The organism is Bartonella sp. AP280QHHD (assembly GCF_042196125.1).
GTDB lineage: Bacteria > Pseudomonadota > Alphaproteobacteria > Rhizobiales > Rhizobiaceae > Bartonella.
On sequence record NZ_JBHIPQ010000031.1, the window covers coordinates 1 to 12,576 of the forward strand.

General features: G+C 36.7%; 7 protein-coding genes and 1 tRNA gene. 4 read left to right on the forward strand and 4 right to left on the reverse strand.

Annotated features, from left to right (window positions below):
• Positions 1 to 163: 163 nt before the first annotated feature.
• Positions 164 to 239, reverse strand: a tRNA-Phe gene (locus ACFIMK_RS03550).
• 400 nt (positions 240 to 639) lie between these two features.
• Between ACFIMK_RS03550 and ACFIMK_RS03555 the strand changes: the two genes are divergently transcribed.
• The 3 genes from ACFIMK_RS03555 (at position 640) to ACFIMK_RS03565 (ending at position 5,135) form a co-directional block, all read left to right on the forward strand.
• Positions 640 to 1,803, forward strand: coding sequence for a phosphoserine transaminase (locus ACFIMK_RS03555; RefSeq protein ID WP_375613717.1), 1,164 nt, complete (start codon positions 640 to 642; stop codon positions 1,801 to 1,803).
• 383 nt (positions 1,804 to 2,186) lie between these two features.
• Positions 2,187 to 3,476: an adenylosuccinate synthase gene (locus ACFIMK_RS03560; RefSeq protein ID WP_375613716.1), complete on the forward strand. Its 1,290-nt coding sequence runs from the start codon at positions 2,187 to 2,189 to the stop codon at positions 3,474 to 3,476.
• Between the two features lie 237 nt (positions 3,477 to 3,713).
• The gene (locus ACFIMK_RS03565) at positions 3,714 to 5,135 is read left to right on the forward strand and encodes a hypothetical protein (protein ID WP_375613715.1); all 1,422 of its coding nucleotides are present in this window, start codon (positions 3,714 to 3,716) and stop codon (positions 5,133 to 5,135) included.
• A gap of 203 nt (positions 5,136 to 5,338) precedes the next feature.
• Here the strand turns inward: ACFIMK_RS03565 and rpoH are convergent, their stop codons facing one another.
• From rpoH to ACFIMK_RS03580, 3 genes are all read right to left on the reverse strand, one after another.
• The gene (gene rpoH / locus ACFIMK_RS03570; protein WP_273790355.1) at positions 5,339 to 6,223 is read right to left on the reverse strand and encodes an RNA polymerase sigma factor RpoH; all 885 of its coding nucleotides are present in this window, start codon (positions 6,221 to 6,223) and stop codon (positions 5,339 to 5,341) included.
• Between the two features lie 148 nt (positions 6,224 to 6,371).
• Positions 6,372 to 7,376, reverse strand: a complete 1,005-nt coding sequence (locus tag ACFIMK_RS03575; RefSeq protein WP_375650654.1) for an RluA family pseudouridine synthase — start codon at positions 7,374 to 7,376, stop codon at positions 6,372 to 6,374.
• 29 nt (positions 7,377 to 7,405) lie between these two features.
• Positions 7,406 to 8,836: an aldehyde dehydrogenase family protein gene (locus tag ACFIMK_RS03580; RefSeq protein WP_375682759.1), complete on the reverse strand. Its 1,431-nt coding sequence runs from the start codon at positions 8,834 to 8,836 to the stop codon at positions 7,406 to 7,408.
• Positions 8,837 to 9,296: 460 nt separating this feature from the next.
• Here ACFIMK_RS03580 and ACFIMK_RS03585 point away from each other — a divergent pair, with 460 nt between their 5' ends.
• Positions 9,297 to 11,870 carry a DNA translocase FtsK gene (locus tag ACFIMK_RS03585; RefSeq protein WP_375682760.1) on the forward strand — a complete coding sequence of 858 codons (2,574 nt, stop codon included), beginning with the start codon at positions 9,297 to 9,299 and terminating at the stop codon, positions 11,868 to 11,870.
• Positions 11,871 to 12,576 lie beyond the last annotated feature (706 nt).

A 12,576-nucleotide genomic window follows, 5' to 3' on the forward strand; every position in this document is an offset into this window, starting at 1 on the left:
GGAGAAAAAAAGAGATCCTAGCTTTTACTCCAAAGAAAAATACGGAGCAAATAAGAACAAATTAGGTAAAATTATATAAACCGTAGAAGGTGGTCTAAAAGTTGGTCTTAAAATAGCTCTTTAAAGAAAAAATCTATATATTTCAATATTTTAAACAAAAAAGTGGTGCCCAGACGCGGATTCGAACCACGGACACGCGGATTTTCAGTCCGCTGCTCTACCAACTGAGCTATCTGGGCATGCTTCAAAAAAACATAAAGCGTTTGCGGTTATAACATTAAAATTTTCTCTGTCCAGTCATCAAAAGAAAAATAATTGATTTTTTAATAAGTTTATCTCCCTATTCTAGAGCGTTATCAATGAATCTTTATCATAAAATAAATTTGATAGGTATATTGGACACTTTAGTGTATTGTTATTAGAATGCTGTCTTATCGTGGTGGTGATACGAAAAAAAATTAAAAGAATCAATCGAGAAGAATGATTAAGAAAGATTTTTTTATAAAGTTTCCCTAAATTTTAAGCATACGAAATAAGAGACAACATTTTTGACTTTTTTCTAAAAAGATTATTGATTAGTCTTTATAATAATTTGTTTTTCTTTATAAAGAAAGAAAAACATCTAAAAGGGGAGAAATAATGATAATGTTACAAAAACCAAGTAATCGTCCCAATAATACTAATTTTTCTTCAGGCCCTTGTAGCAAACGGCCTGGTTGGACTCTTGATGTTCTTAAAAATGCATTAGTTGGGCGTTCACATAGATCTAGAGAAGCAGAATTAAAACTTGCTGAAGTTGTTAATTTAACCCGTGAGATTCTTGAGGTTCCTTCTGATCATCGTATAGGAATTATGCCAGGATCAGATACCGGTGCTGTTGAGGCTGCTCTATGGTCTCTATTAGGTGAGCGTGGCATTGATATGGCAGCGTGGGAAAGTTTTGGGTTTGGGTGGAATAAAGATGTTGTCGAGCAATTAAAGCTTTCTGATGTGCGTCGTTTTGAAGCTCCTTATGGTGAAATACCAGATTTAACACAACTTGACTTTGATCGGGATGTTGTTTTTACATGGAATGGGACAACTTCTGGTGTGCGTATTCCTAATGCGGATTTCATTCCGCATAAGCGGGCTGGATTGACCATTTGTGATGCAACATCGGCAGCTTTTGCGCAATATCTTGATTTTTCAAAATTAGATGTTGTTACTTTTTCATGGCAGAAAGTTTTGGGAGGTGAGGCTGCACATGGTATGGTGATTTTAAGTCCTCGTGCTGTTGAGAGGCTTGAGAATCATGTTCCAGCTTGGCCTATGCCCCAACTTTTCTATATGACAAAAAATGGAAAATTGAACGAAGATATTTTTAAAGGAAAGATCATCAATACACCTTCTATGCTTTGTGTTGAGGATTTTCTTGATGGGTTGAAGTGGGCAAAATCTCTAGGAGGTGCAGCGGCATTAAGAGCAAGGGTTGAGAAAAATTTTTCTGTACTTGATGCTTTTGTTCGCAAAACGCCATGGTTAGAATATTTGGCAAAAGATCCTGAAGTGCGTTCTAACACCGCTATTTGTTTAGATATTGTGGATCCAGTGATTACTGCTTTGGATACGGAAAAGCGAGTATCTTTTATAAAAGCGGTTGTGAAGCGTCTTGATGAGGAAGGGGTTGCTTATGATATCGGTTCGTATCGCGATGCTCCTCCTGGGCTTCGAATTTGGGCGGGTATAACAATTGAGGCTTCCGATCTTGAAATTTTAACACAATGGCTTGAGTGGGCGTTCCAAGTTGAAAAAGCACAGCTTTAAATAATTACTGTTGATTTTCACAACGTGTTTTTAAACAAAAAAGGATACGAGAGATTATGATGATCTTTCGTATTCTTGTATCAGACAAACAGCCTCTAAATATTACATGAATTGTAAAAGATTAAGACGGGGAATGAATGCTTTGTCAGGTGTTGGATACGCACAAATTAAAATCTCTAATGTTTTTACTTTTTGTAGCGAAAATGACAGATTTAAAATATTTGGGTATTTGCTTATCTTTATTATCATAAATTTGAAAATTTAATCACTTGAAGATTGAGAAAAATCTGAAATGAGGAGTCGCACTTGCTCTAAGGTTTCGTTATAAAGAAGAGTTTGTTTTTGAATGCTGGTTTTTTTGACCAAACACGACGGAGAAAGTTATGGCCAATGTAGTTGTTGTCGGTACACAATGGGGTGATGAAGGCAAAGGTAAAATTGTAGATTGGTTGTCTGAGCGAGCAGATATCGTGGTGAGATATCAGGGGGGGCATAATGCTGGCCATACATTGGTTGTTGATGGAGTCAGTTATAAATTATCACTTTTACCGTCTGGTTTAGTGCGTGGCAAGTTATCAATTATTGGTAATGGTGTTGTTGTTGACCCTCATCATTTTGTTGCAGAAGTAAAAAAACTATGTAATCAGGGTGTAAAAATCACACCAGAAATTTTGCGTATTGCTGAAAATGCTCCTTTGATTCTTTCTTTGCATCGTGATCTTGATGCAATTCGAGAAAGCGGTTTATCTGGTTTAAAGATTGGTACAACAAAGCGCGGTATTGGACCGGCTTATGAAGATAAGGTGGGACGTCGTGCTATCCGAGTGATGGATTTAGCAGAAAAAGATACACTTATGGCTAAGATTGAGCGGCTTTTGAGGCATCATAATGCTTTGCGTCGTGGGATGGGTGTTGCAGAGATTGATTCTCGAGCACTTTATGATGAATTGATGCAAGTTGCGGATAAAATTTTGCCCTTTATGGATTGTACGTGGCGTCTTTTAGATGAAGGTTATCGAGGAGGGAAACACATTCTTTTTGAAGGTGCGCAAGGTGCTTTATTAGATAATGATTTTGGAACTTATCCTTATGTAACGTCATCTAATACAGTTGCTGGGCAAGCATGTACAGGTTCGGGGATGGGACCTGATGCAATCCATTATGTTTTGGGTATTGCAAAAGCTTATACTACACGCGTTGGAGAAGGGCCGTTCCCGACAGAGCAGATAAATGATATTGGTGAATTTCTGGGAGTGCGTGGACATGAATTTGGTGTTGTAACGGGTCGAAAGCGTCGATGTGGTTGGTTTGATGCTGTCTTAGTACGTCAGATGGTAACAATTTGCGGTGTTCAAGGTATAGCATTGACAAAACTTGATGTTTTAGATGGTTTGGATGAAATAAAAATTTGTATTGGTTATGAGCTTGATGGTAAAAGGATTGATTATTTACCTTCTTCCATGGGAGCTCAGGATCGGGTGAAGCCTATTTATGCAACATTAGAAGGTTGGAAGGAAGAAACAGCACATGCATTGAGGTGGGAAGATTTACCAGTGCAGGCTATTAAATATATACGCTATATTGAAGAACTGATTAATACGAAAGTGGCTTTATTATCCACAAGTCCAGAGCGTGAAGATACTATTCTTATTACGGATCCCTTTGTTAATTGATTATTGTTTTTAGATTTCTATATATGTTCTCTGTTCGTTTTTGTATCTTTTTACAAAAAAAGTTTTTAAGAGCACGTAAAAGAAAGGTGCAAAATAGCATTGTTTATTTTTCATATTCATTTTACATTATTGCAATAGTTGTACCAATATTAAATGGCAACCAATTTAGAAGGCTAAAATAAAGTTTTTTGGCTTTACTATTGATTTTTTCTCAGTTTAAGAGAGATTATAGAGGAAATGGTAGATTTCGTTGGAATCTTAAAAAAGACAATTAATGCACAAAATAATATTACACCACAAGTGCGTAAGCGGATTTATAAGCGGGCTACCGAAACACTAGAACATCAATTTGTAACAGCAAAAATACCACAAGCAATAGCGGATGAACAAAGAAAGATTCTTCAAAGTTCTATTGCAACTGTTGAAGGAGAATATTTAGCAGTTGAAAAGAAACGGCTTTCTTCAGTTATTGGTTGGAATCCCACAAATATAAATGAAGATAAGAAATATACAAAAAAAACTATATTACCAAAGAATAATGAATTGTCAGAGGTAAACATAAAAAGAAAGCAAGATTTTGTTACACGTTCAAAGGATAACAAGGTATTTGTTGAGCTTTGTGTATCAGATATACCAGATGCAGAGCCTGTTAATATGGAGGCTGATGTGCCTTCTCAGCATGTTAATAGCAGTGTGTTAAAGATTTCTCCTTCGCAGGAAGATAATCCGCATATTGTTTCGCACATTTTTTCTCAGGCTTTACGTCGTGCTAATAAATCGTTAGTGCAAAGGCGTATTGTGATAAGTGCTGTTTCTGTTGTTAGTTTTGTTGTTTTACTTGTTGGTATTTTTTTTGTTGGTGAGCGTGTATTTGTATCAAATGATCATCAGTTTTTAGAAGAAAATCTTCAAGCTTCTCACAGAGTACCAAAGGCATTTCCAATTAAGAGAAAGTTAACACAACGCTTATTAGAGGATGGAAGTGAAATTGATGTTGGTTTAAAACAAGCGATAGATTCTTCGGATGAAGAAGTATTCTCAACAGTTGTTGATAGCAATTTGCAATCGCTTGAAACATCAGGTGAAGCTGTTTTCTATCAAGCACGTACAAATTATGATGCAGAAAAGATAGCAACGGGAAGTGCTCGCTGGACACTTATAAAAGAGTCTCAAGTGAAGGGGTCTCCAGAAGAAACAACTATACAAGGTGATATAACAATTCCTGATGAAGGGATATCATTACGGTTAATTTTACGTCGTAATACCGATCAGTCATTTCCTGCTTCATATATTATGGACCTTATTTTTATTCTTTCGGATAAATTTTCAGGTAAAGCTATAAGCAATGTTCAAGCATTAACCTTTAAAGCAAGTGAACAATCCATTGGACAGGCTTTAACAAGAACCATTGCTGCAAAGATTAACGATGACTTTTTTCTTGTCGCATTGAGTGGAAATCATCCATTTCTTGATCGAAATTTACAATTGATGCGAGAATTAGATTGGATGCGTTTGGTGTTAACGGATAAAAACGGGCGTATAAGTGAATTAACCTTTGCAAAAGGACCAACAGGTAAGTCTATTTTTAATGAAGTTATTGGACAATGGCTTGCACAACAAGATAAGTTAACAGTTCTTGGTCAACAAAATAAAACATAGATGCAAAAAAATAAACGGCTGTGAAGAATTTTCTACGACCGTCTTTATCAATTATATACCAAATATATTCAATAAAGCTTTACATATCAATAACTTAAAGAATTCTATAGGCTAATTTACAAGTATAAAGCCAAGGCATGCTTTTTTTCATTTTCACATTTAAAGAATGTGCAAACCATTGGCTTTATACTTAACTCTAGGTTTTATACTTGACTTTGAGATAAAGTAGAATCTTTGATAGAGTTTTGCACTTTTTCAAATGCACGCATTTCAATTTGTCTTACTCGTTCTCGACTAATATTAAATTCACCAGAGAGTTCTTCTAGGGTTAGTGGTACATCGTTTAAACGACGCGCTTTAAATATACGCTTTTCGCGTTCATTGAGATTGTCCATGGCATTTATGAGCATGGAACGGCGATTTTCTAATTCACTTTTTTCAATTAAAATTTGTTCTTGATCGTTAGATTCATCCACCAACCAATCTTGCAACTCACTGTTTTCCCCTTCTTTTGTTCGAATTGGTGCGTTGAGTGAAGTGTCACCACCAAGCCTACGATTCATTGATACAACTTCATCTTCTGTGACATTCAACTGGATTGCAATTTTTTTCACTTGTTCTGCATTGAGATCGCCACTATCAAGTGCTTGAAGTTTACTTTTTAACTTACGAAGGTTGAAAAACAAACGCTTTTGATTAGCTGTTGTCCCCATTTTCACCAAACTCCAAGAGCGCAATACATATTCTTGGATTGATGCTTTAATCCACCATATTGCATAGGTTGCAAGACGAAAACCCCGCTCTGGTTCGAAACGTTTAACAGCTTGCATGAGTCCAACATTGCCTTCTGAAATGACTTCCCCAATGGGAAGTCCGTAGCCCCGATATCCCATCGCGATTTTAGCTACGAGACGCAAATGGCTGGTTACTAGCCTATGCGCAGCTTTTAGATCATTATGCTCACGGTAACGCTGAGCTAACATATATTCTTCTTTTGGCTCAAGCATTGGAAAACGACGCACTTCTTCCAAGTAACGGTTTAAACCACCATCACCTGTCATTACTGATAATAAATTCATATGGGCCATATAGCACCCTCCTTTTGTTTGAATTCCCTGATAAGGCAAATTCTATGTTTTAGATAGCTAACTATCCTCATAACCTCACTCTAGCATATTTTTCAATTTTGTTCAAAAAAAGATATTTTATTGTGAAATCTTGAGAAGGGGAAAAGTTTCAATTCATTTTTTTAAAAAGTTTAATAAGTTTAGCCATATCTTGAGGCAGTGGTGCGGAAAACGACATAACTTTACCGGTAGAAGGATGTTCAAAAGTAAGACTTGCAGCATGGAGTGCATGTCGGTTGAATTGATCGATTGCATTTCTAATAGTGGAGTTGAATGTGTTTGATTTTGTTTTAAAAGCGTTTCCATAAACTGTATCGCCTATGAGTGGATGCCCAATATGAGTCATATGAACACGGATTTGATGGGTGCGTCCAGTTTCCAAGCGACATTCCAGAAGGCTAGCAAAAGATGTTGAGTCTGCATGAGAGCCATATTTTTCAAGCAGAAAAACATGTGTAACAGCATGACGAGCATAAGGGTTTTGGTTATGGATGACAGCTTGCTTTGTCCGGTTATGGGGCGAACGGCCAAGTGATGCATCAATTGTCCAGACATTGCGCTGAGGTGTTCCCCAAATCAAGGCATGGTAGCGTCGATCTAATGCGCAGGTACGTCCATGATCAGAAAATTGAGCACTGAGACTTTTATGAGCTAGATCATTTTTTGCAACAACCATGACACCGCTTGTATTTTTATCAAGACGATGGACAATACCAGGGCGTTTAACACCACCTATACCAGATAAACTATTCCCACAGTGGTAAATAAGGGCATTAACCAATGTACCGGTCCAATTGCCATTCCCAGGATGAACAACAAGACCGGCTGGTTTGTTAATAACAATGACATGATCATCTTCAAAAAGAATGTCCAATGCAATGGCTTCAGCGCTAGGTTCTGCATCACGAAGGTCCGGCATTTCCAATTCAATTATTTGGTTAGGTTTTAATTTTATTTTGGGTTCCTTTATGAATTGACCATCAATTTTAAGACAGCCTTCACGGATGAGAGTTTGCAAACGCGAACGTGAGAGCACATCATGATATTGTTTTGCGAGCCACTGATCAAGACGTTGCCCAAGAGCACCTTCATCCGTTATTTTCTGTATTACCATACGATTCCTATTAAGTTTTTAATAAGATTTTACCAGTACGAAATTGCTTTACTATCGAGAAATTCTTTAATTCCCCAATGTCCTCCTTCACGAGCGCGCCCAGAAAATTTTACACCTCCAAAGTAGCTTCCACTGGGTAATCCATATCCATTAACTTCTACCATACCAGAGCGTACTTGTGCCGCAATACGACGATATTTGTTGCGATCTTGCGATTGAATATAGTTTGTAAGACCATACTCAGTCTCATTCGCTAAAGCGACGGCTTCTTCTTCTGTACTAAAAGAAAGAATCGAGAGAACTGGACCAAAGATTTCTTCTTTAAAAATACGCATATGAGGTTTTACATCAGCAAAGACTGTTGGACGGACATAATAACCGCGTTCCATTCCTTTCGGTAAACCAGTCCCGCCTGCAACAAGAGTTGCACCTTCATCAATTCCCGATTGGATAAGATCTTGAATTTTATCATATTGTTTTTTTGAAACAACGGGCCCAATATGATTTCCTTCTTGGCAGTTTGGTCCTACTTTTGTTGTTTCTGCAATATCTTTGGCTATTTTCACGGCTTTGTCATAGATGCTCTGTTCCACAAGCATACGAGTTGGTGCATTACAACTTTGTCCACTATTATAAAAGCAATGTCGTGCACCACGTTGAACAGCATCTGAGTCGGCATCAGCAAAGATAATATTCGCTCCTTTTCCCCCAAGTTCCAGACAGACTCTTTTTAAAGTAGCGCTGGCATTTTTAGAAATATCTTTTCCTGCTCTAGTTGAACCAGTAAAGCTGATCATTTCTAAATCTGAATGTGCAGAGAGGTAAGAGCCGACAGTCGCTCCATCACCATTGATTAAATTAAAAACACCGGCTGGAAGTGCGGCTTCATCTAAAAATTCAGCAAAAAGCATAGCAGAAAGAGGCGCAATTTCAGAGGGCTTTAACACCATGGTACAGCCAGCCAAGAGAGCAGGAATAACTTTAAGAGTTACTTGATTCATGGGCCAATTCCATGGCGTAATTAATCCTACGACGCCGATAGGATCGTAGTGAAGGATTGCTTGCTCATTTCCCTTTATTAAAGTTTCTTGGAACGAAAACTCTTTATAAGCTTCGATAAAATTGCGAATATGGGAACTTCCGGTTGCAGTTTGCGCATTAAGCGCCATATCAATTGGTGCTCCCATTTCCATTGAAATGGTTTTTGCCATGTCTTTGGAACGTTTTTCGTAGATCTCTAGAATTTTTTCAACAAATCCAAGACGCTCATTTGGTGATGTTGTTTTCCATTTTTGAAAGGCTTCTTTAGCCGCATTAATTGCTTTATCGGCATCTTTTGTACTTCCAAGGCTAATGACAGCACAAGCCTCCTCTGTTGATGGATTAATGACGTCAAAATCGTGAGGAGTGCTTGGCTCATCCCATAGACCATTGATATAAAATTTCCGTTTATTAAACATAATTCACTCCCTTTTTTCTATTTATATTTATGTCATTATGATTGTCTTAGTCTAAGCCTTTTTAAACGAGGATAACAAGGATAATCTTATAAAAACGTGAGAAATTAGATTATATCGTGATAATTGAGCATGGAGAGTTCAATAGAGCAATGCTTATTGTATTATTGAGACTAGTTTCTTTTATGAAAAGGGAGAGAAAGAGAGGCATAGACAATTTTCTTGAAGTTTTTTTATCATGAAGTTTTCTTCAAAACAAATGAAATACGCGCTCTATGACACCATAAACTAGGCAATTTATATCGTAAATATGCAAAAGGCAGATTATGAATATGCATTATGGCACTATTTTTTTCATTAAAAAGTAACCATCAGCAAAAGGTTATTAACCTTCGTATGATAGTTTCTACGAATTCTTTTTGAAAAGGTTATTTTTCTCATTGCTATAAATTTGTTGGGTGCCATGCATAATTCGAAAACAAAATCTATTTCTACGTCTTCTTTTTCTGATGATGGTACAAAAGGTGCATCAAGAGAAGATTTATCTGTTAAGATTACTGAGATATTTCCTTATCCGGAAGTGTGGAAAAAGGCATTTGCCCTCGGAAAAAACGTCCGTTTCACGAGAACCCCAGAAGTTGAGATTTTGCGTCGTCGTATAGAAACAGATCCAGTTTTTGCAAAACAGTTTAAAATTTTTACGAAGCAAGATCAAAAAAAAATTACAGATACAGATATTGTACGTTGTAACAAGAAAACAACAAATATTCTTTCGACAAAAAAAGTCATTAATCCTCAATCAATAGAGAATAAAACATCAGTTTGTCATTCAACGGTTTTGAAGCAGTTGTCACGTCAAACTACTCATATGCCGTCAGCAAATATTCCACTTGAGGAGGATAAACAAGAACATAAATTACAAGTGGAAAATGTGCTACAAAAAATAAAACCTGCGTTGCATCTTTCCGACGATGCTTTTTTTGAGTGTGAATCTTTGATATTTGAACATGTGGAGACTCAAACATCAAAAGAGGATGGAACATCAATTGATACGACAAATGAAATTACACCGGATATTCCCACAGCCTTTGATGAGTCAATAACGGCTCTTTACCGTGTTCTTGAATACCGCTTTCCACAACTCTATGATTCAATTACATCAGAATCTCCAGCGGAAAGGATGCGAGGTGTTGAGAAAATTTCTGATTTAATGCATACAAATAATGATACTACTAAAGAGTGTCATTCTAAGCTTTCTGTTGAAGATTTTGCTCATACGTTAAGTAATACAGGGGCGTTAAGTGATGCAGGGGCGAGTATAGAGACTGAAAATACCAATAATATTGTCGCCAATAATACTGTTGATTGTATAAACAAAGCCGTCAAAAAGAATTCAAAAGATTTTTCTGTGATGCAAGCAAACAGTAAAACTAAAACATTGCAATCTACTCGTATGCCATTAGGTAATTATGATTCTGCTTTTGTGCAAAATATGCACTCTGTTGACTGTGATGTTTATGAGTTTCCTCCGGTCAGTTTATTACAGAAACCTGTTTTTCATGAAGGTACGATGATTCCTCAGGAAACATTAGAACGTGGTGCTGGACTTTTGGAAAGTGTTTTGGAAGATTTTGGTATTAAGGGTGAAGTTATCCATGTACATCCAGGGCCAGTGGTTACAATGTATGAATTTGAGCCTGCTGCGGGTGTAAAGTCATCGCGCGTTATTAATCTTTCTGATGATATTGCGCGTTCTATGTCTGCTATTTCTACACGCGTTGCTGTCATTCCTGGACGTAATGTTATCGGGATTGAGTTACCCAATGCGGTTCGTGAAACCGTTTATTTACGAGAATTAATCCAAACACGTTCTTTTCGTGAAAGTGAATTTAAACTTGCTCTTGCTTTGGGGAAGGGGATTAATGGTGAACCGGTCATTGCAGAATTAGCAAAAATGCCTCATTTATTGGTTGCAGGAACAACAGGATCAGGCAAGTCTGTTGCAATTAATACAATGATTTTGTCGATTCTTTATCGTATGACACCAAAGCAATGTCGTTTGATCATGGTTGATCCTAAAATGTTAGAGCTTTCTGTTTATGATGGCATTCCACATCTTTTAACACCCGTTGTCACAGATCCCAAAAAAGCAGTAACAGCTTTAAAATGGGCGGTTCGTGAAATGGAAGAGCGTTATCGCAAAATGGCTAAGTTGGGTGTGCGTAATATTGATGGTTTTAATGCACGCGTTGCACTTGCAGCTCAAAAAGGCGAAACAATCATGTGTACTGTTCAGTCGGGTTTTGATAAGGAAACAGGGGAAATGCTTTATCATGAAGAAGCCATGGATCTCACGCAGCTTCCTTATATTGTTGTGATTGTTGATGAGATGGCTGATCTTATGATGGTGGCAGGGAAAGAGATAGAGAATGCCATTCAGCGCTTAGCGCAAATGGCGCGTGCGGCAGGTATTCATCTTATTATGGCAACACAACGTCCTTCTGTTGATGTTATCACAGGTACAATTAAAGCGAACTTTCCTACCCGCATTTCTTTTCAAGTAACATCAAAAATTGATAGTCGTACGATCTTGGGTGAACAAGGTGCTGAAACGCTTTTAGGTCAGGGGGATATGCTTCATATGGCAGGTGGTGGACGCATTGTGCGCGTTCATGGACCTTTTGTCTCAGATGAAGAAGTTGAATCCATCGTTGCACATCTTAAAATGCAAGGAAAACCTGATTATTTAGCAACGGTAACAGATAATGAAGACGATAACAAAGAGGATACTTCTGCTGATTCAGCTGCTGAAATTTCTGAGGAAGAAAATTTTGATGAAGAGGGTGAGGAACTTTATAACCAAGCTGTAAAAATTGTTATGCGTGATAAAAAATGTTCAACATCTTATATTCAGCGCCGACTTTCAATCGGCTATAATAAAGCAGCTTCTCTCGTCGAGCGAATGGAAGAAAAAGGCATTGTTGGAGCCGCTAATCATGTTGGAAAACGTGAAATTTTACTCAATGAAGGAAAATAAACAAACGCATTTAAAAATATGCAATTTTTTAAATATCTGACAGTTATTATTTAAATGTGCTTGTTTTATTTTTTTATATAATATTAAAAATTTAAATGGAGAGTAATAAAGCAAAAGCGATCTTTTGTATTAAGACTTCTGATGAGGTAAACAAGCTGATATCAAAGGAGATTATGAGATGTTTTTAACATTTCTAAATGATCTGGAATATAAAGAAATTAAACAAATCTTTATATGAAAACAGATAATTTGTGTTCTCTTTTTTACAGAGAAATTTTTTAATAAAATAGTGCGGTGGCATATTTTTTGTTTTTTCTTTTGTAGCGATTCTAATGAAAGAAAGATCTTTGGGAGATTATTGAGAGCATCATAAGAAAAATGCCCAATATGCAAGTTCTGTTGCATAGGATACTTTAAAGCGTCACGCTGAATTTATTATCATTTGATATTATTGGCTCAAGAAAGATGTTCTTACGAGAAGCTTTATTTGAAAAAGAGATTTTGATAATGCAGTATATTGATTTATAGTAATTTATCATTATTCACAGTGAATAAAAGTCTCAAACATTGTAAGATTTTCTCATTTCAAATCTGTTTCTGTTGAAACAATTAAAACCGTTTTCTTGCGTATCATAATAATGTAGGAGTAAAAAAGTTAAAAAATAAAAAGGCTGCTTATGAACGCCTTCAAATGCCGAGAACTATT

Excerpts from the sequence above, each read along its gene's own strand:
- ACFIMK_RS03555 (WP_375613717.1), top strand. The coding sequence starts at position 640 with ATGATAATGTTACAAAAACCAAGTAATCGTCCCAATAATACTAATTTT.
- ACFIMK_RS03575 (WP_375650654.1), bottom strand. The coding sequence starts at position 7,376 with ATGGTAATACAGAAAATAACGGATGAAGGTGCTCTTGGGCAACGTCTT.
- ACFIMK_RS03580 (WP_375682759.1), bottom strand. The coding sequence starts at position 8,836 with ATGTTTAATAAACGGAAATTTTATATCAATGGTCTATGGGATGAGCCA.
- ACFIMK_RS03565 (WP_375613715.1), top strand. The coding sequence starts at position 3,714 with ATGGTAGATTTCGTTGGAATCTTAAAAAAGACAATTAATGCACAAAAT.
- ACFIMK_RS03560 (WP_375613716.1), top strand. The coding sequence starts at position 2,187 with ATGGCCAATGTAGTTGTTGTCGGTACACAATGGGGTGATGAAGGCAAA.
- rpoH (WP_273790355.1), bottom strand. The coding sequence starts at position 6,223 with ATGGCCCATATGAATTTATTATCAGTAATGACAGGTGATGGTGGTTTA.
- ACFIMK_RS03585 (WP_375682760.1), top strand. The coding sequence starts at position 9,297 with ATGCATAATTCGAAAACAAAATCTATTTCTACGTCTTCTTTTTCTGAT.